This window comes from Faecalibacterium hattorii, assembly GCF_003287455.1.
Taxonomy (GTDB): Bacteria; Bacillota; Clostridia; order Oscillospirales; family Ruminococcaceae; genus Faecalibacterium; species Faecalibacterium hattorii.
Genome location: NZ_PRLC01000016.1, coordinates 1 through 25,727, shown reverse-complemented (window position 1 = coordinate 25,727; position 25,727 = coordinate 1). Strand labels below are relative to the sequence as shown.

Genomic DNA, 25,727 nt, shown 5'->3' with positions numbered 1-25,727 from the left:
GGACCGCTGGGGCCGCATCTCCGGGAGCTTTCTCCGCGAACAGCCCGGAACCCCGGTTCCGCCCCAACGCTTCGCGCCGGGGCCCCACTTCCCGGACGTTCGACGGAGAAATTCCCCTCGTGCGGCCGGTCAGCAACGAAAAAGTTCAGTTGAACCTTGCAAAAGAAAATAAAAAACGGGCACTTTTTGTGAAAAGTGCTAAAGGAAGGTCGAAATCCTTGTAAAAAAATACGACAAGTGGTATAATTTAACAGTACTAAGAAGAAAGATTTGTTCGCGAGGAACAAACTTGGAGGGAATTATCATGAAAACTGTTGCACAGACTGTGATCGAAGCAGACCACTTTTACACCATCGCTGCCCGTACCGGCAGTGTCATCGAGGCGGTGGAGTCCGCTAAGAACGAGGGCAGCATCCGTCTGGGCAAGTATGACCACAAGCCCGAACAGGAGTGGTCCTTTGTCCGCGTGGGGGATGGGGTCTACCGCATCCGCAACCGCGCTTCCGGTAAGCTCATCGACCTGATGATGACCGGCACCGCAAACGGCACTTGGCTGCACCTGTGGGAGGACGTGGGCGGCACGTCCCAGATGTGGACCGTAGAACCCACCCCCGCCGGTACCGTCCGTCTGCGCTCCTCTTGGGCCAGCGGCAAGTGCATCGACACCGTGGGCATGGGCGTCGCCGACGGTGCACAGCTCCAGATCTGGCAGGAGACCGCCGGTGAGGACCAGCTGTGGACCATCGCCGAGGTGAAGGACCGCGCAAAGCGCGTCGCTAAGGCCGCCAAGGAAGAAGAACCCGCTGCCGCTCCTGTGGAAAAGGCTGAGGAGAAGCCGGTAGAGGCTGCCCCCGTGAAGGCAGAGCCGGTCGTGGAAGCTGCCAAGGCCGAGGAAAAGCCTGCCGAACCCGCACCTGCGAAGGTGGAAGCTCCGGCTGCTGAGGCTCCCAAGGCAGAAGAGGCAAAGCCCGAAGGGAAGGCCGAGCCCGCGAAGGCTGCTCCCGCCGCCAAGGCTCCCGCAAAGAAGCCCACCGCCAAAAAGACCAGCCGCGCCGCCCGTAAGAAGGCCGCCGCGAAGAAGTGATTTCATAGAAACAACAGAAGGCCCTCTGTTCCATACCATTGCGGTGTGAGGACAGAGGGCCTTCTGTTATTTTATTCACTCACAGCGTTTGCCAGCCGGTGATCTTTCATAACCTTGTCTTCACCCAATATTCGCCCATGCTCTGACCGGGCTGGCCGGTGACGTCATCGCTGAGGTAGGCCGCCAGTTGGCAGGAGGCCGGGTCCCACGCACGGGCCTGTTCGACGGTGGGGTACTCCACCTCGGCGTACCAGAACTCGGTAGGCTGGCCCTCGTCCACATGGTTCACTTCCAGCACCAGCCCGTCCGGCAGAAGGTAGCTGCGGCGGATCTTGGGAATCAGCGGCTTTGCGATGATCTTGGTCTCCAGATCCTCGAAGAGGGCTTTATCGATGGGGCGTTCGATCTCCTCCCGCGCCAGCCCGCCGCCGGACTTGAAGCAGAGGATATAGTCGGTTCTGCCGCCCCTGAGCGCTTCTTCCCGGATGCGGACGGTTGGGTGGACGCTGATATAACCCTGCCGCATGGCGAACTCTTCCTTCAGCGGCAATGCCGGGAAGCCTTCGCCCTCCGGCCAGCCGTTCACCATCCATTTGCGTTCGATTTCCATCTGTACGACCTCATTTCTGTTGGATTTTGTATTTATTCTAGCACGGTTTTATGATATTATAAAGTAGAATTGAAATTTAAGAGGAGCTGTTTTATGAAATCGACCCGCAATTATCCCGTCTACAAAGTCAACAAACACGCTGAGGGGCTGCTGGTGGGCGGCCACCCGTGGGTGTACGAGAACGATATCCTCGAAAGCCCGGAGGCGGAGCCCGAAAACGGCACCCTCGCCGATGTGGTCAGCCCCAAGGGTGCCTACCTTGGCACCGGTTTTATTTCGCTGAAGAGCAAGATCCGCGTCCGGCTTATCTCCCGCAACGCCAATGATACCTTCGATGCGGCCTTCTGGCGGCGCCGGGCCGAGTATGCGTGGAGCTACCGCAAGACCGTGCTGGAGCCGGACGACCTGTCCGCATGCCGCGTCATCTTCGGCGAGGCCGACCAGTTCCCCGGCCTGACTGTGGACCGTTTCGGCAGCATCCTCGTCACCCAGACCCTGAGCGTTGGGATGGAAAAGCTCAAGCCCGTGCTCTTCCCGATCTTGGCGGAAGTGCTGCGGGCCGACGGCCAGACCATCGACGGCATCTATGAGCGCAACGACGAAGCCCTGCGCGCCAAAGAGGGGCTGGAGCAGAACAAGGGCTGGTTTGAGCTGCCCGGCGAAGCGCACCCGGCCTCCACCCAGACCGAGATCTGCGAGAACGGTGTTTTCTACCACGTCGATTTTGAGAACGGCCAGAAGACCGGCTTCTTCCTCGACCAGAAGTACAACCGCCGCGCCGTGGCCCGCATTGCGGCGGGGCACACGGTGTTGGACTGCTTTACTCACACCGGCAGCTTTGCACTGAACGCGGCCAAGGGCGGGGCAGCCCGCGTTACCGCCGCCGACATCAGCGCGGAGGCCATCGCGATGGCAAAACGGAATGCCGAGCGCAACGGCCTTGACAACATGGACTTCCTCTGCGAGGACACCTTTGAACTGCTGCCCCGGCTGGAAAAAGAGGGCCACCCCTACGACTTTATCATCCTCGACCCGCCAGCCTTCACCAAGGCCCGCCGCACCGTTGAGAACGCCATGCGCGGTTACAAGGAGATCAACTACCGCGCCATGAAGCTGCTGCCCCGCGGCGGCTATCTGGCCACGGCCAGCTGCTCCCACTTCGCCACCGAGGAGCTGTTCATCAAGATGCTCCACGCCGCCGCGAAGGACGCCCACCGTCAGCTTCGCCAGATCGAAGTGCGCCAACAGGCCCCCGACCACCCGATCCTCTGGGGCGTCCCGGAGACGAACTATCTGAAGTTCTTCCTGTTTCAAGTAATCTGAAACGGCAGGACATCGGGAAAAGCTCCCGGAGATGCGGCTCAAATGAAAGCAATAGTCATACTACCTCCCGCATACTCCAAAATTTCAGGAGACCGTTTGTGCAAAATCGTCAGTTTTGTCTATTGCGTTTTTTCCCCCTGTGGGCTATAATCATGCCATAGACAGCAACGGCGCTGTGGGTCACCTCCTGACTCGCAGCGCCGTTTTGTTTAAGAAGCTTTCGCGTGAAGACGCATCGACGCAGATGGGTCTTTGCGATATTGGGAAAGACACGAGATCAAGTAAGGAGTAGGATTTATGGCAGCAAATGTTATGGAAATCTACGGCAGCAAGGTCTTTAACGAACATGTCATGAAGGAGCGCTTGCCGAGCGCGACTTACAAATCGCTGGAGCGCACCCTGCACAAGGGTGCCCCGTTGGACATCGAAGTGGCAAACGTCGTGGCCAGCGTGATGAAGCGCTGGGCCATGGAGCTGGGCGCTACCCATTACACCCACTGGTTCCAGCCGCTGACCGGCATCACCAGTGAGAAGCACGACGGCTTCGTCTCCCCCGTGGGCGACGGCACCGCGATCATGGAGTTCTCCGGCAAGGAGCTGGTGCGCGGCGAGCCCGACGCTTCTTCCTTCCCCTCCGGTGGTCTGCGTGCTACCTGCGAGGCCCGCGGCTACACCGCATGGGACCCCACCAGCTACGCCTTCGTGAAGGATGATGTGCTGTGCATCCCCACCGCCTTCGTCAGCTACACCGGCGAGGCGCTGGATAAGAAGACCCCCCTGCTGCGTTCCATGAATGCACTGTCCGGTCAGGCCATCCGTATCCTGAAGCTGTTCGGCAAGGATGTGGACTACGTTTCCACCACCGTCGGCCCGGAGCAGGAGTACTTCCTCATCAAGAAGGAAGACTACGAGGCGCGTCAGGACCTGATCCTGACCGGCCGCACTCTGTTCGGCGCTCCCTCTGCCAAGGGTCAGGAGCTGGAAGAGCACTACTTCGGCGTCATCCGCCCCGAAGTTTCCGCGTTCATGAAGGAACTGGACGAAGAGCTGTGGAAGCTGGGTGTTCCGGCCAAGACCAAGCACAACGAGGTCGCTCCCTGCCAGCATGAGCTGGCCCCCATCTTCGACACCACCAATGTCGCCATCGACCACAACCTGTTGACCATGGAGCTGATGAAGAAGATCGCTCCGAAGTACGGTCTGGTCTGTCTGCAGCATGAGAAGCCCTTCGAAGGCGTCAACGGCAGCGGCAAGCACAACAACTGGTCCATGAGCACCTCTCACGAGAACCTGCTGGACCCCGGTGACACCCCGATGGAGAACCTGCAGTTCCTCGTCTTCCTCGCCGCCGTCATCAAGGCTGTGGATGAGTACGCCGACCTGCTCCGTACCTCCGTCGCGACCCCCGGCAACGATCACCGTCTGGGCGCCAACGAGGCACCTCCGGCCATCATCTCCATCTTCGTGGGCGAGGAACTGGAAGCCGTCATCGACGCCATCGCGTCCGATTCTCCTTATGCCGGTCCCGTCAAGATGAAGATGGACCTCGGCGTGGACGTCCTGCCCAAGTTCAGCAAGGACACCACTGACCGCAACCGTACTTCTCCCTTTGCCTTTACCGGCAACAAGTTCGAGTTCCGTATGCCCGGCTCCGCTGAGAACCTGAGCGACTGCAACACCATCCTGAACACCGCCGTCGCCAAGGAGCTGAAGGGCTATGCCGACGAGCTGGAGGGCGCAGAGGACTTCACCAGCGCCGCCATCGCTCTGATCAAGCGCACCATCCGCGACCATCGCCGCGTCATCTTCAACGGCAACGGCTACTCCGCCGAGTGGGAGGCCGAAGCCGCAAAGCGTGGTCTGCCCAACAAGAAGAACACCCCGGCTGCTCTGCCCGCCCTCGTCGCCGAGAAGAACATCAAGCTGATGGAGGACTTCGGCGTTCTGACCAAGGTGGAGATGGAGAGCCGTTACGAGGTCGAGATGGAGCACTACGCCAAGATCATCAATATCGAGGCGCTGACCATGCTCGAAATGGCCCGCAAGCAGCTGCTGCCCGCCGTCAATGCGTACATGAGCGAAGTCGCCAACACCGCCGCTTCCAAGCTGGCTGTCAGCGAGTCCATCAGCGTCCGCAGCGAGACCAAGACCCTGACCAAGCTTTCTGACGATGCCGACGCCATGAGCGACGCCATCGATACGCTGCAGCAGGTCGTGGATGCCGCTGAGGCACTGACCAGCGAGAGCGAAAAGGCCGTGGCCTTCCATGATACCGTCATCCCGGCCATGGATGCCCTGCGCGCTGCCGCCGACGCAGCCGAGACCATCTGCGGCGAGGATTACTGGCCTCTGCCCAGCTACAGCAAGATGCTCTACTACGTCTGATTTCCGGCGCATTCCATAACGCATCGTTAGGCTGTAGAATTTATTAGCCATTCTCCTTTTCCTATTTCTTACACCAGCCTAAAGACCTGCTCTTTTCCGAGGGCAGGCCTTTAGGCGTTTTTCTTGAGAGGGGATCTTTATGAGCTATACGACCCAACAGGACATCCTCGATTTTGTGGAGGACAACAACGTTAAATTCGTCCGCTTTGCGTTCTGCGATATCTTCGGCACCCAGAAAAACATCGCCGTATTGGCCAGCGACCTGCCCAAGGCACTGGAGGACGGCGTCTGCTTCGACGGCAGCTCCATTGCCGGGTTCATGAAGGTGGAGGAGAGCGACCTTGTCCTCCGGCCCGACCTGTCTACCGTGACCATCCTGCCGTGGCGGCCCACCGAGGGCCGGGTGATGCAGTTCTTCTGCGACGTGGAGAAGCCGGACGGCGCCCCCTTCGGCGGCAACTGCCGGGGCTTTCTGCGCCAGATGAGCCGCAAGTTCCGCAAGCTGGGCCTTACCTGCAACGTGGGAGCCGAGTGCGAGTTTTACCTGTTCGAAAACGATGACCACGGCCGCCCGACCCGTGTGCCCATCGACTTTGGCGGCTACTTCGACGTGGCCCCGCTGGACGCGGGCGAGAATCTGCGCCGGGACATCTGCCTGACTATGGAGCAGATGGGCATGAGCCCCCAGCACAGCCACCACGAGAGCGGCAACGGCCAGAACGAAATCGACTGTCACCACGCCGGCCCGCTCAAGACCGCCGACAATGTGATGATGTTCAAGCAGATCGTCCGGGCTGTGGCCATGCGCAGCGGCATCCACGCCAGCTTCCTGCCCAAGCCTTTGGTCGATCAGGCGGGCAGCGGGCTCCACATCAACCTGTCCCTTTATATGGACGGCCGCAACCTGTTTGAGGGCGATATCGCCCCCGACAGCATCGCGGGCAGCTTCATGGCGGGCGTTCTGGCCCACAGCCGGGAGCTGACCGTCTTTACGAACCCGCTGCCCAACAGCTACCTCCGCTTCGGCAGCGACGAGGCCCCCAAATATGTGAGCTGGAGCCGCCAGAACCGCAGCCAGCTCGTCCGCATCCCGCAGGTGAAGGGGGACAACTGCCGCATGGAGCTGCGCAGCCCGGATCCCGCCTGCAATCCCTATCTGGCCATCGGGCTGATCCTTGCCGCCGGTCTGGACGGCATCGAGCACCGGATGATCTTACAGGAGCCGGTGAACAAGAACCTGTTCCGCCCTGCCGAGGCCGAGGGCCTTGGGCTGGAAATGCTGCCTGCCTCGCTGGAGGAGGCCGTTCAGGCTGCGCAGGAAAGCGAATTTCTGCGCTCCGTCCTGCCGGAGGAACTGTCCCACCGCTACTATGAGGAGGAACTCAAGCGCTGTGCCGCGCTGAAGAACGCCGCCGACCCGGCGGAGTATGAGCGCATCCATTACTTCAACGCCGTCTGAGCCGTACCGGAAAAAGAGAGGGGAATAAGAAAGGAGCGATCCGTATGGGACGTGCTCTGATCGTCAGCGCCGGTGCAAGCTCCAACGAGTACATCTCCGCGCGGCTGGCAGAGCTGGGGTATCCCCGGCCTCTGATCGTGCCCAGCGGGGCCGAGGCCCGGCGAAGGATGCTGGAATCCGATTTTGAGCTCATCGTGGTCAACGCGCCGCTGCCGGACGAGTTCGGCCACGAGCTGTGCGCGGACGCCGTGGAGAAAACGGACGCGGGCGTGCTGCTCTTGGCAAAGGCCGCTGCCGCCGAGCAGCTGTTGGGGACCATGAGTGACGCGGGCGTGCTGCTGCTGAGCAAACCGTTTTCCAACACCCTGTTTTTACAGGCCATCCACATCGCCGCCGCCAGCAACCACCGGCTGCTGCGTCTGCGGCAGGAAAACGCCAAAATGCAGGAAAAGATCGCGCAGGTGCGTCTGGTCAGCCGCGCCAAGTGCTGCCTGATCGAGCGGGAGGGGATGACGGAAACCGACGCCCACCGCCTGATCGAAAAGCGGGCCATGGATACCCGCCGCGACCGCGCAGAAATTGCACAGGAAATCCTTGATTCTTACGAGGATTAAGGTGTATAATACTGGTTTGGAAACGTACTCCTTCCGTCATCGCTGGCGCGATGCCGTCTCCCTCAGCGAGGGAGACGTTACAGTACGGTGAGGCCCCCTCTCAGAGGGGGCTGGCTGCGAAGCAGACTGGGGGAGTTTTCTTGGGAAAAGAAACAATAGAGGAGGATAAATCTTTATGGCAAAATTCATCTTCGTCACCGGCGGCGTCGTCTCCGGTCTGGGCAAGGGCATCACGGCGGCTTCGCTGGGCCGTCTGCTGAAGTGCCGCGGCCTGAAGGTCGCCAGCCAGAAGCTCGACCCGTACGTGAACGTAGACCCCGGCACCATGAGCCCGTTGCAGCACGGTGAGGTCTTCGTCACCGACGACGGCACCGAGACCGACCTCGATCTCGGCCACTACGAGCGCTTCATCGACGAGAACCTGAACAAGTATTCGAACCTGACCACCGGCAAGGTCTACTGGAACGTGCTGAACAAGGAGCGTCAGGGTGCTTACCTCGGCCAGACCGTCCAGATCATCCCCCACATCACCAACGAGATCAAGAGCTATATCTACAATCTGGCTTCCTCCACCGAAGCCGATGTGGTCATCACCGAGATCGGCGGCACCACCGGCGACATCGAGAGCCAGCCTTTCCTTGAGGCCATCCGTCAGGTGGGTCTGGAGCAGGGCCGCGACAACTGCTGCTACATCCACGTGGTTCTGGTGCCCTACATCTCCGGCTCGGACGAGTATAAATCGAAGCCCGCGCAGCATTCCGTCAAGGAGCTGCAGGGCATGGGCGTCAACCCGGATATCATCATCCTCCGTGCCGACGGCAGCGTGGGCGGCGACATCCGCCGCAAGATCAGCACCTTCTGCAACGTCAAGCCCGAATGCGTCATCGAGAACCTGACCATGCCCAGCCTCTACCAGTGCCCGCTGATGCTCCACACCAACGGTCTGGACGACGTGGTGGTGAACAAGCTCAAGCTGGACGTTCCCCCCGCCGACCTGACCGAGTGGAAGAACGTCGTCTCCCGCATCGCCACCCGCAGCAAGACCTGCACCATCGCGCTGGTGGGCAAGTACGTCAAGCTGCACGACGCCTACCTCTCCGTCATGGAGAGCCTGTACCATGCCGGCTTCGAGAACGACAGTCAGGTGGAGATCCGCTGGGTCGAGAGTGAGGACCTGACCGATCAGGCTGCCTGCAAGGAAGCCTTCACCGACGTGGACGGCATCATCGTGCCGGGCGGCTTCGGTGACCGCGGCATTGAGGGCATGATCCAAGCGGCCCAGTATGCCCGCGAGAACCATGTGCCCTACTTCGGCATCTGCCTCGGTATGCAGATCATGGTCATGGAGTTTGCCCGCAACGTGCTGGGCTACGCCGATGCCAACTCCAGCGAGTTCACCCCGGACGGCAAGCACAACGTCATCGCGCTGATGGCCGACCAGCAGGGCAACATCCCCAAGGGCGGCACCATGCGTCTGGGCAAGTATCCCTGCACCGTCAAGCCCGGCACCAAGATGGCCGAGTGCTACGGCGAATCCGAGATCTGGGAGCGCCACCGCCACCGCTACGAGTTCAACAATGACTTCCGCACCGAGATGGAGGAGAAGGGCCTTGTCATTTCCGGCACCAGCCCCGACGGCCGCTTGGTGGAGACCGTGGAGCTGCCCGGCCGCGACTTCCATCTGGGTGCCCAGTTCCACCCGGAGTTCAAGAGCCGGCCCAACCGCGCCCACCCGCTGTTCAAGGGCTTCATCGCTGCGGCCCTCAAGTTCCGCACCGTCCAGCAGCGCAGCATGTTGCACGTCTGATCACCGAGATCAACAACAAAGCGCCCTCCGCACCAAACGATGCGGAGGGCGCTTTTTATATACGGAACGCTTACTTTTTGTGGTACTTGCGATCCTCTTCCTCGTAGGCGGGCTCACAAGTCAGGTACATGCCGAGCTTTTTCACGGTGTCGGTGTCCACGCTGGACAGGATGACCGTGGAGTGCATGTCACAGCCCTTCAGGGCGGAGAGCTGGCGCAGCGCAAGGGCGGCGGTGGGGTTGGCCGCAGCAGAGCTGGACAGCGCAATGAGGATCTCATCGGTGTGCAGCCGGGGGTTCTTGCTGCCCAGATAGTTGGTTTTCAGGGTCTGGATGGGCTCGATGGCGGCGGCGGAGACCAGATCGACTTCCTGATCGATGCCGGCCAGCTTCTTCAGCGCATTGAGCAGGGCCGAGGACGCCGCACCCAGCAGGGGGCCGGTCTTGCCGGTGACCACGGTGCCGTCCGGCAGCTCGATGGCGGCAGCGGGGGCTCCGCCGGTCTTCTCGGAGACGGCGTGGGCGGCCTGTTCCACCGGGCGGCTGCCCAGCACAAGCCCGGCCTGATTCATCAGCAGCTCCAGCTTGTAGACCTCGCTCTGGACCTGTGCGCCGTTCTTCAGCTCGCACAGGGACTTGAAGTAACGGCGGATGATCTCGTTGCAGGAGGCCTCGCAGCAGACGGCATCGTCCATGATGCAGTTGCCCGCCATGTTCACGCCCATGTCGGTGGGGGAGTGGTAGGGGCTCTTGCCCGCGATCAGCTCAAACATCGCGTTGACCACCGGGAAGATCTCGATGTCGCGGTTGTAGTTGACGGCGGTCTTGCCGTAGGCTTCCAGATGGAACGGGTCGATCATGTTCACGTCGTTCAGGTCGGCGGTAGCGGCCTCATACGCGAGGTTGACCGGGTGCTTGAGGGGAATGTTCCAGATGGGGAAGGTCTCGAACTTGGCGTAACCGGCCTTGACGCCCCGCTTGTACTCGTGGTACAGCTGGGACAGGCAGGTGGCCATCTTGCCGCTGCCGGGGCCGGGGGCCGTGATGACCACCAGCGGGCGCTGGGTCTCGATGTAGTCGTTCCGGCCGTAGCCCTCGTCGCTGACGATGCGGGCCACGTCGTTGGGATAGCCGGGGATCTTGTAGTGGCGGAAGGTGCGGATGCCAAGGCTGTTCAACCGCTTTTCAAAAGCCTCCACTTCGGGGGCGGCGGTGTACATGGTCACGCACACGCTGCCCACGAACAGGCCCCGCTCCTGAAACGCGTCGATGAGGCGCAGCACGTCGAGGTCGTAAGTAATGCCGTAATCGCCGCGCACCTTGTTGCTTACGATGTCCTCGGCGCTGATGACGATGACGATCTCAGCCTGATCCTTGAGCTGCAGCAGCATCTGCAGCTTGGAGTCCGGCTGGAAGCCGGGCAGCACGCGGGAGGCGTGGTAGTCATCGAACAGCTTGCCGCCGAATTCCAGATACAGCTTGTTGTCGAACTGCGCGATCCGCTCCCGGATGTGCTCCGACTGCATCTGAAGGTATTTGTCGTTGTCAAATCCTTTTTTCATTCGTTGCTCCTATTCTTTGTAACAAACCCGGCGGCGGCTGTTACACCGTGGGCCGCCGCCGGAAGTTTCAACACATAGAGTTAGTATACCATATCAAGCCGAGCAGCGCAATGAAAAATCAGTGCCAAAAACGGAAAATCAGCCCGCACCGTGCGGAATAGGCGGTATAAGGCTGGATGCAGCCCGGTGGGGAGATGGAGCGGTCAATGCTTTGCTTCCAGCTTTTCAAGATCCTCTTTGATCTCTTCCACATCTTCTTTCAGGAACATCAGGCAGAAGCTGACAGTCAGCAGCAGGCAGGAGAACCAGATGGCCTTGGCCCCGCAGAAATTCAGCGCCACGCTGCCGAGGGCTGCGCCCAGCGCGAACAGGAAGATGATGGCAAAGTAGTGGAGCGCCTTGTCCTTGGCGGCGCGGTTGCCCGCCACGAGCCAACTGCACAGAGAGTCCATGCCGCTGCGCAGGTTGCCGATGCACATGGTGCTGGCAAAGGCGTAGCCGTTCACCTTACGGAAGGCCTGTACCTGCATCGCACAGGCGAAGGAGACGAGGGCGTTGGCCACCAGATTCCATTCCTGCGGGAAGAAGCCCACCACGAAGAGCATCAAAATTTCGCACAGCACCACCAACTGCCGCCAGTGGAGCCGCTGCATCTGCCGGAATTTCTGGCGCAGCAGTTCCGCCGCAAAAACGCCCAGCGCGAAGAAGCAGAGCGGCACCAGATAGTGCAACACGGCCCCCCAGTCGCCTTCGACCAGCTTCACGCCGCACAGCACAATGTTGCCGGTCTGAGCGTTGGCGAAAACTTTGCCGCGATACAAATAGGTGTAAACATCCTGCAATCCGCCGGAAAGCGACAGGAAGATCGCGGTGCAGAACGCTTCGGACATCTGCCCGTTGTGGGACAGTTTTTTGCTGATGGACACGAAAATTTCCCCCTCTTCACAAGTTCCAGTCTATGATAGCGCAATTTGTTGGATTTGTCAAAATCTGAGCGCGATTTTTGGCAAGAACGACCATGTAAATCCCACATGGCAGCCATGCTTTTGCAATGGAGCGCCGGTTGTGCTACAATAGGAGCCATCAAGGAACCGAAGGAGAAATTTTTATGCCGAACATCGTCGAGATCACCGATTTTCACGCGCCGGAGCTGGACCCCTACGCCCGCCTGACGCAGAACCAGCTCCGGAACCGGCTGGAACCGGAAAAAGGCATCTTCATCGCCGAGAGCCCCAAGGTGATCTCCCGTGCGCTGGATGCCGGATACCAGCCCGTTTCGCTGCTCATGGAGCGCAAACAGATCACCGGCCCGGCGGCGGAGATCCTGACCCGCTGCGGGGATGCGCCGGTCTACACCGCAGACCGAGAGCTGCTGGCCGCGCTGACCGGCTTTGAGCTGACGCGGGGCGTGCTCTGCGCCTTCCGCCGCCCGGCTCCCCGCAGCGTGGAGGAGCTTTGCTGGGACGCTAAGCGGGTGGCGGTGCTGGAAGGCATTGTGGATTCCACCAACGTGGGGGCGATCTTCCGCAGTGCGGCGGCGCTGAACATGGACGCCGTCCTCATCAACCCCTCCTGCTGCGACCCGCTCTGCCGTCGCGCGGTGCGGGTGAGCATGGGCACGGTGTTTCAGGTGCCGTGGGCGCAGCTTGGCGAAACGCCCGCCGACTGGCCCGAAAAGGGGCTGGCGCAGCTCCATGCCCTCGGCTTTAAGACCGCGGCCATGGCCCTGAGCGACCGCTCGGTGAGCATCGACGACGAGGCTCTTGCCGCTGAGCCGAAGCTTGCCATCGTGCTGGGCACCGAGGGCGACGGGCTGGCCCACTCCACCATTGCTGCCTGTGATTACACGGTCAAGATCCCCATGTCCCACGGCGTCGATTCGCTGAATGTCGCCGCCGCCAGCGCCGTTGCGTTCTGGCAGTTGGGGAAGCACTGAGGAAGCTGCTGCCGATCACCCGGCACTGGAATTCCGGGTGTGGATCCTGCGGATGGTATCCAGTGCGGGCTGCGCGAGGGGGGCAGGCACTGCAGCGGGGCGGCCGAGGTAGAAGCCCTGCAGCAGGTCCACGCCGAGGTCGATGACCTTGCGCAGTTCAGCGTCGTTCTCAATGCCCTCCGCGATCAGCTGCATACTGCGGGCGTGGGCATAGTCTACGATATTGGAAACGATCTGCTGTTTGTCGCGGTCGGTGTCGATGCCGCGGACGATGGAAATGTCGATCTTGATGTACCGGGGAGCCAGCGCCAGAAGGTTCAGCTCGTTGCTGTAGCCGCTGCCGTAATCATCCAGCGCGAAGGAGCCGGAGAAGCCCGGCACGTTCCGCTTCCGTTCCAGAGAATCGCGGTCCAGATCCTCCTGTTCGGTGATCTCCACCACCAGATACTTGAGCAGTTCGGGGAAACGGCGCTGATACTTGGCCACGTCTGCGGGGGTCAGGCTGACATTGGCGATGGAATTGACGAAGAGGAAGGCCCCCTTCTGGAGCAGACCCTTCTGCTGCAATTGCTCGTAGATCTCGCCGGATTTGAACAGGGTGATCCGCTCGATGTCGTACAGCCGGTCCAGCTCGTGGGCCAGCGTCATGACCTGCGAGGGGGAGGTGATGGTGGGCATGTTCACCCGCATCAGCGCCTCGTAGGCGGCGACCCGCCCGCTGTGGGCCGAGAAGATGGGCTGGAAATAGTAGGTCACCAGTTCTTCCCGCAGCAGCTGTTCGAACTCGCGCTGGGTCTGGGCGGCGTACTCCTCCCGGTGGTACACGCCGATGTCGAAGTCGCCGGTGTGGCCCTTGTGGGACTGCTTGACCTGATACATCGCAAAGTCGGCGTACTTCTTCAAGGTCTTGAAGTCGGTGCCGTCCTCCGGGAACCACGCCACGCCGCCGGAAATGCTGATGTTCAGCGTCTTGCCGTTGGGCAGGGTGGAACAACTGGCCCGCAGGGCCCCGTTCAGGGTGCTCAACTCTTTGCGGATGGCGTCCTGCGAGTCGTACCCGTAGAACAGCAGCAGGAACTCGTCGCCGGACAGGCGGGAGCAGACGGTGCCCTTGGGGGTGTTGGCAGCGAAGCACTGACCGGTCTGGCGGATGTACTGGTCGCCCCAGTCGTGGCCGTAGGTGTCGTTGATGTGCTTGAGGTTGTCGAGGTCCATCATCAGCAGGGCCGCGCAGCGCAGCCGGTCGGGATGGGCGAAGAGATCGGCGCAGACCCGGTTGAAGGCCTGACGGTTGTACAGGCCGGTCAGGATGTCGTAATCGCGCTCACGCTCGATGCGCTGCTGCTCCAGAATGGCGGAGGTGACATCCTCCAGCAGACCCACCTCCGAGGGCGTCTCCGCCACAATGCGGGTGACGCGGAGGACGATGTACTGCACATTGCCGTCCGGCTGCGCAATGGTGAAAATGGAACTGCCGATGGAAGTGGTGCGGTACAGGCTGCTGTGGGCTACCGCTGAGAGGGCGGCGCGGAAGGAAGAGGGGGTCAGGGGGTCAGGCGTTTGGACGCCGAGCATCCGGAAGAAGTTGTCGGTGACATAAACGCTGTCGTTGCGCAGCTCATAGCCCGCCAGCTCCACACTGGCCATCTCCATGATCCGCAGAAAGCGGGTGGAGGAGGCCAGCATATCCGAAGAAAGCTGGCTGATGGCGGAAGCAAACTGGTCCACCTCGGCGATGCCGGTGGTGGAAAGCTGGGGCAGTGCCGCCGCGTTTTGCGCCTTGGCCACTTCCGCCGAGAGCTGGGCCACGGGCTTGGACATCCGCTCACTGACCAGCCAACTGGCAACAAAGCCCGCGATGAGGGTGAGCAGCACGGTCAAAAACAGCAGCTGCTGCACTCGCTGGGCAAAGGCGAAGAGGGCGGAGGAGGGCACGATGCCCACCAGACACCAGTGCTCCCCGTAGAAGGGGGCGTTTCGGCTGTAAACCTCCAGCGGAACGAGGGAAGCGATGTAAGAGATGTTGTTCTTGGAAAAGCGGAAGCAGTCTGCACCTGCCCGCGTCAGTTGGAGGGCGGTGCTGAGATCCAGCCCGCCGCTGTTCATCACCGGAAACGCCGTGAGCGTGAGGGTGTCTGCATGGAGGGTGGTGCCCGAATAGCACAGGGCGTAACTGCCGGAATTGGATGTGTGCAGCTCGTTGTAGGGCATTTTTTCGGTCAGATAGCTGGTCAGAAGCTCTACGCCCACCACGCCGTAAACGGTGCCGTCCGGCAGGATGAGGGGGAGGCTGTTGGCGATGGCCTGACGGTCATCGCCGTTCATGACATAGGGGCTGGTCGTCCAGTGGCCGTAGGCAGTGGCATCCAGCTTGGTTTCCGCGTCATAGGCGGTCTGGAACGACGAGTAGACCAGCCCCTCTGCGCCGAGGGAGCGGTAGGTGATGGCGGGCTTCCACGCCTTATCCGTGGCGATGTTCTGGGTCTGCACCAGTCTGGCGGGGGCCCGCTCGAACATCAGGTCCGAGTTGTTTTCCGGCGGCGGAGAGTCGGGATCAAGGTCCCGCAGGTAGACGGAGGGCAGCCGGTCGCCGCTGGCCCGCTCGTTCAGGTCGTGGGTGTTCAGGATGAGGTAGATGCCCGTCACCGGCTTGGAGCGCAGGGTAGAGATCAGCTTGGGGGTGACGGCCGCCAGCAGGGGGTAAGCCGCGTCGCTGCTGCTGTCCAGCGTGGCAAGGTCGATGGCACCACTATCCAGCAGTTCCTGCGTCAGGGTGTTGATCCGGCTGGTCAGGGAGGAAAGCTCCTGCGCATCGTTCAACTGGGACTGGATGTAGCCGCTGCGGGTCTCCACCTGCATGGCAAGGATATCCTCGGCATTATGGTTCAGCTGCGGGCCTACCCGCATGAGGTAGATGGATGCGACCAGCAGCAGAACTTCGACGAGCACCACCAGCATCGTGGAGTTGAAGATGGAGCCGAAGATGGAACGCTCGCGGCGTTTCTTCGGCGAGGTGCGCTGGGATGAGATCCCCATAGGGCGGGTGCTCCTTTCAAATCAAATGATCCATTCAGCCCGCAAAGGCTTCCAGTGTGGTGCGGGTGGCCTCGTACCACTGGTCAAAATAGTCGTCGGTCAAGAATTCGGCCTCGGCTTCTTCGGGGGTCTGCCCGGCGGCGATCCGCTCCTCGACCGTGGCGCGGTCGGCTTCGGCGGCGTCCTCCATGGCGTACTGCAATTTGTTGCGGGCCGTGGAACCCTCCGGGAAGGCGTGGGTGGTGTACAGGTGGTCGTTCTCCACGGCATTCAGCGAGAGACCCAGCACCGTGGTGATGGAGTCGGACAGCTCCAGCCCGCTGGACCGGATGGCGTCGAGACTGGCGGCGGCGTGGGTCACGGGCAGGTAACCGGAGCTGACCGAGAAGGCGATGTTATTTTCCGGCTGGGTAAACCACTTCAAAAATTCCACGCTGGCTTCGATCTGGGCATCGGTGCCCTTGGTCACGATCATGCCGGCACCCTGCTGGGCGGCAACGGGGGCGCAGCCAGAGAAGCTGGGGCAGGGCAGGACCGCTATCTCAATGTCGTGGCTCTCGGTGTCACTGGTCAGCACCTGCTTGGGGAAGAAGGTGGAACTGGACGAGGAACCTACGTAGGAAAGCAGGTTGCCGGTCTTCACGTCATCGCTGCGGAAGCGGCCGCTGGCCCCGAACCAACCCTTGAGGAAGGGAACATAGTAGTTGTCCCACAGCTTGCGCATCACGTCTTTGTCAAGGTTCAGGGTCATGACGCCGTTCTCGGCATCAAAGATGGTCACGCCCAGCTCCTGCGCGCCGCAGAACAGGTAGTTCGCCAGCGCGTCGCGGCCGAAGAAAGCCTTGCCGTCGTTGGGGGTGTCGGTCTGGGCGTCGGTCCAGTCGTAGTATTTGTGGGCTGCTTCGGTCACGCCCTCTACGGTGGCAAGGTCGTCATAGGTCACGCCGGTGGCGGCGGCGAAGGGAGCCCAGTCGGTCGCGTTCAGGTAGAACAGCTCGGTGGATTTCGCCACGGGGAAGACCTTCAGCTCGCCGTTGTTCATCAGGTCGCCTTCTTTTAAAAAGCCGTCCACATAGGCGGCCTTTTCCTTATCCGTCAGGTAGGGGGCCAGATCCACGACCTCGCCGAGCTGGTCGAGGTCGTAGGCCATATCCGCATAGCCGGAGTAGATGTTGGGCAGGGCGGCAGCGCCCACTTCGCCCTTGGCAGCGGCCAGCACATTGGTCTCAAGATCGGTCACGCTGCCTTGGCTGGAGCTTTTGACCACGATGTGCTTTTCCTGCCCGACGGTGGAATTGAATTCGTCCACCAGCTCATTGAAGCTGGTGAGCTGGTCGCCGCTGTAGTAGGTCCAGACGGTAATGGTGGTGGCTGCCTTGGGGGCGCCGCCGCAACCCACACAGCCCAGCAAGAGCGCAGCACTCAGTGCGATGCTGACCAAAGAACGAAAGTGAAGTTTCATACGGTTTCCTTCCCCTGCGCGGGGCGGGCATCTCCGGCCCGGACCCCGTAAAAAAGAGCCCCGGTGACCCCGCGGCTCAGAATGCGCACCTTAATCAAGGGCCTTGATGGCCTTGATGGTGCGGTCGTATTCGGTTTTCACGATAGCATACTGCTCCGCAGCGCCTTCAAACGTTCCTGCGCGGAGGATCTCCGTCAGGGCTACCGCCGGGGAGCTGAGGTTGTCGAAGCCGAGGTTGAGGCAGACGCCCTTCAGGGTGTGCGCGGCACGGAACGCCTCTTTCACGTCCTGCTTGGCCATGGCGTCGGTCAGCAGACGGAAACTGTCGTCCTGCAAAAACATTTTGACAAAGCGGCGGATCATATCCGACTTATAGAACCGCTTGAGCACATCCTGATAATTCGCGCCCATGGCGGTGTAGCATTCTTCGAGCGTCATGTACAAAAATCCCCCTATATCGTCAACGGTGATACATAAGCTATTATAGCACCTTTCCCTCTGCGGGGCTACTGTTTGCACCGAAAAAATTGGCCTTTTTTCCGAAAAACCCAACGAAATCCCTCTCTTTTGCGGAAAAGTTTCAAGAAAGCCCTTCCATTTGCCGGAAAACCGTTTATAATGAGTATATATCCTAAAAATACCAGAGATTTGCTTTGCGTTTTGGCAAAGCAGCATAGAAAGGCATGGGGAGCGGCAAAGATGAAGACGATGCAGGAAGTTCAGGCAATGCTCCGCGACTTACAGCAATTGTACACCGATGTGCGGCTGCTGGACAGGGACGCCATTGCACGGATCGAGGAGGGAGAGCGCTCCGACCCCAACGGCGAAGATCTGTGCTATGCCTGCCGCCACAAGAGCCGCCGCTGCCGCCACTGTGCCGTGAAAAGCGCCTATGAGAACCACGATCAGCGTGTAAAACTGGAATACTTTGCACCGGATATCGTACAGGTGACGGCCAGATATCTGGAAGTGGACGGGGACCCCTTCGTGCTGGAACTGCTGCAGCGGATGCACAGCGATACCATCATTGACCCGGACGACACCGAGGCCCTGTTCAGCGCGATCTCCGGCTACAACACCAAGCTTTACCACGATGCCCTGACCGATGTGTACAATCGCCGCTACTATGAGGAGATCGTCCGGGGGATGAAGGGCCCCACCGGCGTGGCGCTGATGGATCTCGACGACTTCAAGGTCTACAACGATACCTACGGCCACCACGCCGGTGATATGGCGCTGAAGACCGCCGTCAACATCGTGCGGAGCTGCATCCGCCAGACCGATGCACTGGTGCGCTTCGGCGGCGACGAATTTCTGCTGGTGCTGCCCGGCATCCCGGAGGATTACTTCAAAGTCAAGCTGGAGCTGATCCGCGAAAAGCTCCACGACGCCATCGTGCCCGGCTACAGCCACATGCGGCTTTCGGCCAGCATAGGCGGCATCGTCCAGATGCCCGGTGGCTCCATGGATGCCGTGGTGCGTCAGGCCGACCGGCTGATGTATCAGGCCAAGCTCCGCAAGAACAGCGTCGTGATGGCTGGTGCGGAGGACCTGCCCGATGAAGCAAACTCCAAGCGGGAACAAAAGCAGCAGGTGCTCATCGTGGACGATTCCGAGATGAACCGCGCCATCCTTTCGGAGATCCTGCGGGGGGACTACCGCATTCTGGAAGCTGCCGACGGCGAGGAGTGCCTTCAAAAGCTGCATCAGCACATGGGGGATATCGCCTTGGTGCTGCTGGATCTCGTGATGCCCAAGATGGACGGCTTCGAGGTGCTGGACTTCATGAACCGCAACCACACCATTGAGGACCTGCCCGTTATCATGATCTCCAGCGAGGACAGCGAAGCCTCCGTCCGCCGTGCCTACGAAATGGGCGTTTCGGATTACGTCTCCCGCCCGTTCGACTCCCGCGTGGTCTACCGCCGGGTGTTCAATACCATTAAATTGTACGCAAAACAGCGGCGGCTGAGCACTTTGCTGTCGGAGCAGATCCGTGAGCGGGAGAAGAACACCACCATGCTGGTGGGTGTTCTGAGCCAGATGGTCGAGTTCCGCAACGGCGAGAGCGGGCTGCATGTCCAGCACATCCAGCACCTGACCGAACGGGTGCTGGAAAAGCTGCTGGAACGGCCCAACCGCTACCACATCACCTCCGAAATGCAGGATAATATCCCGCTGGCTGCAGCCCTGCACGACATCGGCAAGATCGCCATCGACGAGAAGATCCTGAACAAACCCGGCCGCCTGACCAAGGAGGAGTTCGAGGTCATCAAGACCCACACCACCATCGGCGCGGAGATGCTGAGCAAGCTGGAGAACTTCAACACCGAGCCTCTGCTCCAGACGGCTTACAGCATTGCCCGCTGGCACCACGAGCGGTGGGACGGCTGCGGCTACCCGGACGGGCTGAAAGGGGACGAGATCCCCATCGAAGCGCAGGTCGTTGCGCTGGCGGACGTTTACGACGCGCTGACCAGTGAGCGCTGCTACAAAAAGGCGTACCCCCACCGGAAGGCTGTGGACATGATCCTGAACGGCGAGTGCGGTGCCTTCAACCCCATCCTGCTGGAATGCTTTGTGGAGATCGAGGGCGACCTTGGATTGGAATTGGAAGAGAAACATGTCTGTGGGCCGAAAGCGTGATACAACAAAGAAAAGCCACCCGTTCGGGTGGCTTTTCCTATGGTTGGGAGAAATTCAGCTCTGGGGCTGGTCCTGCTCCTGCTGGTCGATGCAGTCGAGGAATTCCTTCGGCGTCTTGGCGGTGCGGAGCTTTTCCACTTTTCTCCTGATCTTAAAGCGTTGCAAGCAGTGTTTCGATCTCACTGCGTTTGGCAAGCCCAAGGCTGAAGGCCGTGGCGCTGCCGCAGGCGGTGCCGAGCCGCAGGGCCTCGTCGTAGCGGCCGGTCTTGAGATACCCGGCCACAAACCCGGCCACCATGCTGTCGCCCGCGCCCACGCTGTTCACGACCTTGCCCTTGGGGCAGCCGATGCGGTGCACGCCGCCCGCTTCGTCCACCAGAAGGGCTCCGTCGCCCGCCATGCTGACCAGAACGTTCCGGGCACCCTTCTCCTGCAAGGTGCGGGCTGCGGCGGTGATCTCGGCGTCGCCGGTCAGTTCCCTGCCCACCAGTTCGCCCAGTTCGTGATTGTTGGGCTTGATGAGGAAGGGGTGGAAGGGCAGGACGTTGGCCAGCAGGGCGCGGGTGGCGTCCACAACGCAGCGCACGCCCTTGCCGTCCAGCCGGGCCAGCAGCCGCTCGTAGGTGTCCTGCGGCATACTGGACGGGATGCTGCCCGCGAGGATGAGTACATCGTTTTCGGTCAGCCCATCGAGCTTTTCTTCCAGCTGCTGCAAGGCCGACGCCGGGATGGCGGGGCCCGCGCCGTTCAGCTCGGTCTCTTCACTGGCCTTGATCTTCACGTTGATGCGGGTCATGCCGTGGTCGAGGTGGATGAAGTCGGTGCACAGCCCCTGCGCGGCCAGCCCGCGTTCCAGCCACGCGCCGGTCTCGCCCGCCACAAAGCCCAGCGCCACGCTCTCGCAGCCCAGCTCCCGGAGCACACCGGACACATTGATGCCTTTGCCGCCCAGCACGCAGTCTTCGCCGACGGCGCGGTTCACCTCGCCGACTTCCAGCGCCTTGTCCAGACGGACGACATAATCAATGGCAGGGTTGAAGGTTACAGTGTAGATCATAATTCCGTCTCCTTTATCAAAGTAAATTCTCGGTATTTGGGGTTGGGGCAGCGGTTGGTCAGGATGGCTCCGCTGTGCAGATCGGTGATGACGGCGGGGTAGACCTGCGCGAACTTGGAATCGTCCACAAGGAACCATGCCTCCCGCGCCCGGCGGACGGCAGCAGCCTTGACGGCGGCTTCCTCCGGGTCCGGGGTGGTGAACCCGGCCTCCAGCGCCACGCCGTTGGCCCCCATGAAGGCTTTGGTGAAGTTGTACTGCTGCAAAGCCGTCAGCGCCGCCGCCCCGATGATGGCTTCGGTCTGGGGGCGGAGCAGCCCGCCGGGCAGGAACACCCGGCAGCCCTTCTGGGCCAGCAGCCGCGCGTGGGCCACGCCGTTGGTCACATAGCTGGCCTTGAGCGCCGGGCCGCTGAGCAGCCGGGCCACCGCAAGGGTGGTGGAACCGGCATCCAAAAAGATGAAGTCCTCCGGCTGGATGAGGGAAGCTGCCGCCTGTGCGATGCTCTGTTTCTGGTCCACGGCCAGCGTTTCCTTGGCGGCCATGGTGGGTTCGTCGGTGCGGAAGGGGCTGTCCGGCAGCGTGGCTCCGCCGTGGACTTTGTTCAGCTTGCCCAGTTTGTCCAGCTCGTTCAGATCGCGCCGGATGGTGGACTCGCTGGCGCTCAGCGCCTCGCACAGCTCCTGCACGGTGGCAGTGCGCTGGCGGGCCAGCAGGTCAAGGATGAGGGCGAAGCGTTCTTCTGCCAACATGAGGAAAGGTCACTCCTTTGGTGTTTTGTGATTGGACTTGAAGCTTTGTGAAGCTTTCTGTCCTTATTATAGCAAGATTTCCGTCAAAATCAATCACAATGCGCCAGAAATAACCGACAAAAATCACCTCGGAAAATTGAGCAGGTTGCACAACAACTGGGATACATTTGGCAAACGGCAGCAAGTGTGCTATGATATAAGAAAAATGCAGGAGGAACGCTATGACAAAGCCCAAGATCATCTTTTTTGACATCGACGGCACTCTGGTGACGCTCAAGGAGGGCATCCGCCCCAGAACGGTGGAGGCGCTGCAAAAACTGCGGCAGAACGGCACCAAGATCTGCATCGCCACCGGCCATTGCCGCGATGTGAAGGAAGACGGTATCTATTGGTGCTGCGTGAAAAATAAGTTGATATAGGTGTTCTTTTATGAGAGGTCTGTGGACAGGTAAACAGAACTCTCAAATATGGATATATTATGCAATACACAATTGGAGGAAAAATATGTTAAATCAGATGACGAGAAGAAACTTTCTAAAATCAACTTCTGCACTTGCTGCTTTAGTTGCACTTAGTGCTTGTTCGGGTGAAGAATCCTCTAGCTCGTATACGGCAAAACCTTATGGATATGCTACAGCAACAGTCGGGTCTCTTAGTATTGAGCTGGGGTCTATTACGAGCTACAATTCCGTGGAAGAGTGCCGTTTCCGCATAACAAACAACAGCACGGCGCCAATTACCCTCACCAAGGATAATTTTACAGCACAGTTCAATGGGAAAGATGCTCCGTTTTGTGGGCAAGATGAAATGCGCACGGATTTTCCGGAGCTGTTTAGTCAGATGCCCATCCCTGCCAATGGAAGTGTAAAAGGCTATGTGGCTTTTCATGTGTCGGAACAGATTGATTCCTATAAAATAACAGTCAAATATGGTGGAAAGCAGACAGTGTTTGCCTCCGATGAAAAAGAAAAGTCATGGTATGAATAATTTTATTTGGTTAGACGGAAAGAGACCGATGCAATAGCGCTCCGAAAAATAATACATAAAACCCGGAACCTTTTCAGAGCGAAAACAGCTCAAAAGGTTCCGGGTTTCTGATTTTGTACTAGTTCTTTGCACAAGGTGTAGTTGCATTTTTGTTTTGCAACAGTGTGCCATCTCGCTTTAAACTCTAAATGGAAACTTACTTATTCTGAATGTACTCGTCAATGGCCTTCGCGGCTGCCTTACCGGCACCCATGGCCTTGATGACGGTAGCGGCACCGGTCACGGCGTCGCCGCCCGCATAAACGCCCTCGCGGCTGGTCTTGCCCTCGTCGCCTTCGGTGACGATGCAGCCGTGCTTGTTGGTCTCCAGACCGGGGGTGGTGGAGCGGATGAGGGGGTTCGGGCTGGTGCCCAAGCTCATGATGACGGTGTCCACATCCATGGTGAACTCGCTGCCCTTCTTCTCGATGGGGCGGCGGCGGCCGGAGGCGTCGGGTTCGCCCAGCTCCATCTCCACGCAGGTGATGGCCTTGACGAAGCCGTCGTCATCGGACAGGATCTCCACCGGGTTGCACAGGGTCTTGAAGATGATGCCCTCTTCCTCGGCGTGCTCCACTTCCTCCTTACGGGCGGGCAGTTCGGCCATGCCGCGGCGGTAGACGATGTAGACGGTCTCGGCACCCAGACGCAGGGCGCTGCGGGCAGCGTCCATGGCCACATTGCCGCCGCCCACAACGGCGACCTTCTTGCCGGTGCGGATGGGGGTCTTGCTGGTGGGCAGGTAAGCCTTCATCAGGTTGGAGCGGGTCAGGAACTCGTTGGCGGAGTAAACGCCCTTCAGGCTCTCGCCGGGGATGCCCATGAAGCGGGGCAGACCGGCACCGGAGCCCACGAAGACGGCCTCGTAGCCGTACTCGCCCATCAGCTCGTCGATGGTCAGCACCTTGCCGATGACCATGTTACACTCGAAATCGACGCCCATCTTCTTCAGGCCGTCGATCTCCTGCTGGACGATGGCCTTGGGCAGACGGAATTCGGGGATGCCGTACATCAGCACGCCGCCCGCCACATGCAGCGCCTCGTACACGGTGACCTTGTAGCCCAGCTTTGCCAGATCGCCCGCAGCGGTCAGGCCGGCAGGACCCGCGCCGATGATGGCGACCTTGTGGCCGTTGGATTCGGGCACGACCGGGGCAGTGTGGACGTTTTCACGGTGCCAGTCGGCCACGAAGCGCTCCAGACGGCCGATGCCGACGGGCTCGTTCTTGATGCCGCGGGTGCACTTGCCCTCGCACTGGCTCTCCTGCGGGCAGACACGGCCGCAGACAGCGGGCAGGGAAGAGGAGCGGTTGATGACCTGATAGGCGGCTTCAAAGTCGCCCTCGGCCACATGGCCGATGAACTCCGGGATGTCGATGCCGACCGGGCAGCCGGTCTGGCAGGGCTTGTTCTTGCAGTGGATGCAGCGCTTTGCTTCGTTCACGGCCATTTCGGCGGTATAGCCAAGTGCCACTTCCTCAAAGTTCTTGTTGCGGACGTTGGGGTCCTGCGTGGGCATGGGGCACTTTTTCGGGTCCATATTGAAAGCCATCTTATTTTCCCTCCTGAGTCTTGAACAGATTGCAGGCCGCTTCGCGGGCCTTGGCCTCAAAGGGGCGGTACATGGTGCCGCGGGCCATGGCCTCGTCGAAATCCACGAGGTCGCCGTCGAAGTCGGGGCCGTCCACACAGGCGAACTTGGTCTCGCCGCCCACGGTCAGGCGGCAGCCGCCGCACATGCCGGTGCCGTCGATCATGATGGGGTTCATGGAAACGATGCTCTTCAGGCCGTGCTTCTGGCAGGTCTTGACGACGAACTTCATCATGATCAGCGGGCCGATGGTGATGACGAGGTCGTACTGGTTGCCGGCAGCCACCAGCTCGTCCAGTGCAGCGGTGACGACGCCCTTGGTGCCGTAGCTGCCGTCGTCGGTCATGATGCGCAGCTCGTCGCTGCAAGCGTTGAACTCGTCCTCAAGGATGAGCAGATCTTTATTGCGGAAGCCGATGACGCTGTGGACGGTGCAGCCCTGCTCGTGCAGTTCGCGGGCAATGGGCAGCGCAATGGCGCAGCCGACGCCGCCGCCCACGACGCAGACCTTCTTCAGGCCCTCGGTCTCGGTGGCGCGGCCCAGCGGGCCGACAAAATCGTGGACGCTGTCGCCCGCGTTCAGGCTGTTCAGCTCCATGGTGGTGCCGCCGACGATCTGGAAGATGATGTCCACGGTGCCTTTCTCGCGGTCGTAACCGGCCACGGTCAGGGGGATGCGCTCGCTGTCCTCAAACGGGCGCACAATGATAAACTGGCCCGGCTTTGCCTTTTTGGCGATGAGCGGGGCTTCAATGACCATCTTCGTCACGGTGGGGTTCAGCGCGACTTTTTCAGTGATCTTGTACATTGCGTTAGCTCCTTTTTCTGGCAGAATCTCGGCATGAAAATGCGTCTGCCCGCCCGCGAGGCGCAGCAGACGCGAAAAACATGCAGCTTTTAACTTTTCCATTATAACCTTTTTTATATAGGAATGCAATTGAATTTTGCTTGTGTCTCGGCCCTGAGAGCTGAAACTTTCCCAAGGGGCGGGAACGGGTGTGCAGAATTTGTTTTACGATGTTGGGTCGGTTTTGCAAAAAGTAAGAGTTTTTGAAAATTTGTGGTTGACAAAGGGGCGGCGGTGCGGTATAATAACCAACGTCGCCGGGAGCGAAACCCCGGCACGCCACATGGAGTATGCGGCCGTAGCTCATCTGGTAGAGCGCCACCTTGCCAAGGTGGAGGTAGCGAGTTCGAGCCTCGTCGGCCGCTCCATTTTTGTGGAAGTTTAGCTCAGCTGGGAGAGCATCTGCCTTACAAGCAGAGGGTCAGCGGTTCGAGCCCGTTAACTTCCACCATTGTGGCCCGGTAGCTCAGTTGGTTAGAGCACCAGCCTGTCACGCTGGGGGTCGTCGGTTCGAGCCCGATCCGGGTCGCT

General features: G+C 60.3%; 20 protein-coding genes and 3 tRNA genes. 13 read left to right on the top strand and 10 right to left on the bottom strand.

What is annotated here, in order from left to right:
* Positions 1-304 precede the first annotated feature (304 nt).
* Positions 305-1,084, top strand: coding sequence for an RICIN domain-containing protein (locus C4N23_RS11030; protein WP_112146038.1), 780 nt, complete (start codon positions 305-307; stop codon positions 1,082-1,084).
* A 106-nt stretch (positions 1,085-1,190) separates the two neighbouring features.
* On the opposite strand, the gene C4N23_RS11025 is transcribed toward C4N23_RS11030, so the two are convergent.
* On the bottom strand, positions 1,191-1,694 hold the full coding sequence (locus C4N23_RS11025; protein WP_112146036.1) for a CYTH domain-containing protein: 504 nt from the start codon (positions 1,692-1,694) through the stop codon (positions 1,191-1,193).
* Between the two features lie 93 nt (positions 1,695-1,787).
* Between C4N23_RS11025 and C4N23_RS11020 the strand changes: the two genes are divergently transcribed.
* From C4N23_RS11020 to C4N23_RS11000, 5 genes are all read left to right on the top strand, one after another.
* Positions 1,788-3,017 (top strand): class I SAM-dependent rRNA methyltransferase, encoded by a 1,230-nt coding sequence (locus C4N23_RS11020; RefSeq protein ID WP_097839427.1) that lies wholly within the window; start codon positions 1,788-1,790, stop codon positions 3,015-3,017.
* Positions 3,018-3,314: 297 nt separating this feature from the next.
* Positions 3,315-5,402 carry a glutamine synthetase III family protein gene (locus C4N23_RS11015; protein WP_055191080.1) on the top strand — a complete coding sequence of 696 codons (2,088 nt, stop codon included), beginning with the start codon at positions 3,315-3,317 and terminating at the stop codon, positions 5,400-5,402.
* Positions 5,403-5,541: 139 nt separating this feature from the next.
* Entirely contained in the window at positions 5,542-6,861 is a 1,320-nt protein-coding gene (locus C4N23_RS11010) for a glutamine synthetase family protein (RefSeq protein WP_112146034.1), read from the top strand.
* A gap of 44 nt (positions 6,862-6,905) precedes the next feature.
* Entirely contained in the window at positions 6,906-7,475 is a 570-nt protein-coding gene (locus C4N23_RS11005) for an ANTAR domain-containing response regulator (RefSeq protein WP_055191076.1), read from the top strand.
* 175 nt (positions 7,476-7,650) lie between these two features.
* Positions 7,651-9,282 carry a CTP synthase gene (locus C4N23_RS11000; protein WP_055191074.1) on the top strand — a complete coding sequence of 544 codons (1,632 nt, stop codon included), beginning with the start codon at positions 7,651-7,653 and terminating at the stop codon, positions 9,280-9,282.
* Positions 9,283-9,352: 70 nt separating this feature from the next.
* On the opposite strand, the gene C4N23_RS10995 is transcribed toward C4N23_RS11000, so the two are convergent.
* Positions 9,353-10,843 (bottom strand): DUF1846 domain-containing protein, encoded by a 1,491-nt coding sequence (locus C4N23_RS10995; protein WP_112146032.1) that lies wholly within the window; start codon positions 10,841-10,843, stop codon positions 9,353-9,355.
* 203 nt (positions 10,844-11,046) lie between these two features.
* Positions 11,047-11,733: a YoaK family protein gene (locus C4N23_RS10990; RefSeq protein WP_112146105.1), complete on the bottom strand. Its 687-nt coding sequence runs from the start codon at positions 11,731-11,733 to the stop codon at positions 11,047-11,049.
* 218 nt (positions 11,734-11,951) lie between these two features.
* Here C4N23_RS10990 and C4N23_RS10985 point away from each other — a divergent pair, with 218 nt between their 5' ends.
* Entirely contained in the window at positions 11,952-12,779 is an 828-nt protein-coding gene (locus C4N23_RS10985; protein WP_112146030.1) for a TrmH family RNA methyltransferase, read from the top strand.
* Between the two features lie 15 nt (positions 12,780-12,794).
* Here the strand turns inward: C4N23_RS10985 and C4N23_RS10980 are convergent, their stop codons facing one another.
* The 3 genes from C4N23_RS10980 to C4N23_RS10970 all read right to left on the bottom strand — a co-directional run bounded on the left by C4N23_RS10980 (position 12,795) and on the right by C4N23_RS10970 (position 17,715).
* Entirely contained in the window at positions 12,795-15,815 is a 3,021-nt protein-coding gene (locus C4N23_RS10980; protein ID WP_112146028.1) for a bifunctional diguanylate cyclase/phosphodiesterase, read from the bottom strand.
* A 34-nt stretch (positions 15,816-15,849) separates the two neighbouring features.
* Positions 15,850-17,277: an extracellular solute-binding protein gene (locus tag C4N23_RS10975; RefSeq protein ID WP_112146026.1), complete on the bottom strand. Its 1,428-nt coding sequence runs from the start codon at positions 17,275-17,277 to the stop codon at positions 15,850-15,852.
* A 90-nt stretch (positions 17,278-17,367) separates the two neighbouring features.
* Positions 17,368-17,715 (bottom strand): Hpt domain-containing protein, encoded by a 348-nt coding sequence (locus tag C4N23_RS10970; protein ID WP_055191064.1) that lies wholly within the window; start codon positions 17,713-17,715, stop codon positions 17,368-17,370.
* 261 nt (positions 17,716-17,976) lie between these two features.
* Here C4N23_RS10970 and C4N23_RS10965 point away from each other — a divergent pair, with 261 nt between their 5' ends.
* Positions 17,977-19,923 carry a diguanylate cyclase gene (locus C4N23_RS10965; RefSeq protein WP_242983779.1) on the top strand — a complete coding sequence of 649 codons (1,947 nt, stop codon included), beginning with the start codon at positions 17,977-17,979 and terminating at the stop codon, positions 19,921-19,923.
* Between the two features lie 151 nt (positions 19,924-20,074).
* On the opposite strand, the gene pfkB is transcribed toward C4N23_RS10965, so the two are convergent.
* Together pfkB and C4N23_RS10955 are read right to left on the bottom strand one after the other, a co-directional pair.
* Positions 20,075-20,980, bottom strand: coding sequence for a 1-phosphofructokinase (pfkB, locus tag C4N23_RS10960; protein WP_112146022.1), 906 nt, complete (start codon positions 20,978-20,980; stop codon positions 20,075-20,077).
* On the bottom strand, positions 20,977-21,732 hold the full coding sequence (locus C4N23_RS10955; protein ID WP_055191056.1) for a DeoR/GlpR family DNA-binding transcription regulator: 756 nt from the start codon (positions 21,730-21,732) through the stop codon (positions 20,977-20,979). The genes pfkB and C4N23_RS10955 overlap by 4 nt, the downstream gene beginning before the upstream one ends.
* A gap of 221 nt (positions 21,733-21,953) precedes the next feature.
* On the opposite strand from C4N23_RS10955, the gene C4N23_RS10950 reads away from it, so the two are divergent.
* Both C4N23_RS10950 and C4N23_RS10945 read left to right on the top strand, forming a co-directional pair.
* Positions 21,954-22,151, top strand: a complete 198-nt coding sequence (locus C4N23_RS10950; RefSeq protein WP_112146020.1) for an HAD family hydrolase — start codon at positions 21,954-21,956, stop codon at positions 22,149-22,151.
* Between the two features lie 85 nt (positions 22,152-22,236).
* Positions 22,237-22,719: a twin-arginine translocation signal domain-containing protein gene (locus tag C4N23_RS10945; protein ID WP_181567119.1), complete on the top strand. Its 483-nt coding sequence runs from the start codon at positions 22,237-22,239 to the stop codon at positions 22,717-22,719.
* Between the two features lie 196 nt (positions 22,720-22,915).
* Here the strand turns inward: C4N23_RS10945 and gltA are convergent, their stop codons facing one another.
* The gene (gltA, locus tag C4N23_RS10940) at positions 22,916-24,310 is read right to left on the bottom strand and encodes an NADPH-dependent glutamate synthase (RefSeq protein WP_112146016.1); all 1,395 of its coding nucleotides are present in this window, start codon (positions 24,308-24,310) and stop codon (positions 22,916-22,918) included.
* 1 nt (position 24,311) lies between these two features.
* Positions 24,312-25,157, bottom strand: a complete 846-nt coding sequence (locus C4N23_RS10935; protein ID WP_097839440.1) for a sulfide/dihydroorotate dehydrogenase-like FAD/NAD-binding protein — start codon at positions 25,155-25,157, stop codon at positions 24,312-24,314.
* A gap of 331 nt (positions 25,158-25,488) precedes the next feature.
* Between C4N23_RS10935 and C4N23_RS10930 the strand changes: the two genes are divergently transcribed.
* The 3 genes from C4N23_RS10930 (at position 25,489) to C4N23_RS10920 (ending at position 25,725) form a co-directional block, all read left to right on the top strand.
* Positions 25,489-25,564, top strand: a tRNA-Gly gene (locus C4N23_RS10930).
* A 7-nt stretch (positions 25,565-25,571) separates the two neighbouring features.
* Positions 25,572-25,647, top strand: a tRNA-Val gene (locus tag C4N23_RS10925).
* Positions 25,648-25,651: 4 nt separating this feature from the next.
* Positions 25,652-25,725, top strand: a tRNA-Asp gene (locus C4N23_RS10920).
* The last annotated feature ends 2 nt before the right edge of the window (positions 25,726-25,727 follow it).

Excerpts from the sequence above, each read along its gene's own strand:
- C4N23_RS10950 (WP_112146020.1), top strand. The coding sequence starts at position 21,954 with ATGACAAAGCCCAAGATCATCTTTTTTGACATCGACGGCACTCTGGTG.
- C4N23_RS10965 (WP_242983779.1), top strand. The coding sequence starts at position 17,977 with ATGAAGACGATGCAGGAAGTTCAGGCAATGCTCCGCGACTTACAGCAA.
- C4N23_RS10990 (WP_112146105.1), bottom strand. The coding sequence starts at position 11,733 with ATGTCCGAAGCGTTCTGCACCGCGATCTTCCTGTCGCTTTCCGGCGGA.
- C4N23_RS10970 (WP_055191064.1), bottom strand. The coding sequence starts at position 17,715 with ATGACGCTCGAAGAATGCTACACCGCCATGGGCGCGAATTATCAGGAT.
- C4N23_RS11020 (WP_097839427.1), top strand. The coding sequence starts at position 1,788 with ATGAAATCGACCCGCAATTATCCCGTCTACAAAGTCAACAAACACGCT.
- C4N23_RS10995 (WP_112146032.1), bottom strand. The coding sequence starts at position 10,843 with ATGAAAAAAGGATTTGACAACGACAAATACCTTCAGATGCAGTCGGAG.
- C4N23_RS11025 (WP_112146036.1), bottom strand. The coding sequence starts at position 1,694 with ATGGAAATCGAACGCAAATGGATGGTGAACGGCTGGCCGGAGGGCGAA.
- C4N23_RS10955 (WP_055191056.1), bottom strand. The coding sequence starts at position 21,732 with ATGTTGGCAGAAGAACGCTTCGCCCTCATCCTTGACCTGCTGGCCCGC.
- C4N23_RS11005 (WP_055191076.1), top strand. The coding sequence starts at position 6,906 with ATGGGACGTGCTCTGATCGTCAGCGCCGGTGCAAGCTCCAACGAGTAC.
- C4N23_RS10985 (WP_112146030.1), top strand. The coding sequence starts at position 11,952 with ATGCCGAACATCGTCGAGATCACCGATTTTCACGCGCCGGAGCTGGAC.
- C4N23_RS11000 (WP_055191074.1), top strand. The coding sequence starts at position 7,651 with ATGGCAAAATTCATCTTCGTCACCGGCGGCGTCGTCTCCGGTCTGGGC.
- C4N23_RS10975 (WP_112146026.1), bottom strand. The coding sequence starts at position 17,277 with ATGAAACTTCACTTTCGTTCTTTGGTCAGCATCGCACTGAGTGCTGCG.
- C4N23_RS11010 (WP_112146034.1), top strand. The coding sequence starts at position 5,542 with ATGAGCTATACGACCCAACAGGACATCCTCGATTTTGTGGAGGACAAC.
- C4N23_RS10945 (WP_181567119.1), top strand. The coding sequence starts at position 22,237 with ATGTTAAATCAGATGACGAGAAGAAACTTTCTAAAATCAACTTCTGCA.
- pfkB (WP_112146022.1), bottom strand. The coding sequence starts at position 20,980 with ATGATCTACACTGTAACCTTCAACCCTGCCATTGATTATGTCGTCCGT.
- C4N23_RS10980 (WP_112146028.1), bottom strand. The coding sequence starts at position 15,815 with ATGGGGATCTCATCCCAGCGCACCTCGCCGAAGAAACGCCGCGAGCGT.
- gltA (WP_112146016.1), bottom strand. The coding sequence starts at position 24,310 with ATGGCTTTCAATATGGACCCGAAAAAGTGCCCCATGCCCACGCAGGAC.
- C4N23_RS11015 (WP_055191080.1), top strand. The coding sequence starts at position 3,315 with ATGGCAGCAAATGTTATGGAAATCTACGGCAGCAAGGTCTTTAACGAA.
- C4N23_RS10935 (WP_097839440.1), bottom strand. The coding sequence starts at position 25,157 with ATGTACAAGATCACTGAAAAAGTCGCGCTGAACCCCACCGTGACGAAG.
- C4N23_RS11030 (WP_112146038.1), top strand. The coding sequence starts at position 305 with ATGAAAACTGTTGCACAGACTGTGATCGAAGCAGACCACTTTTACACC.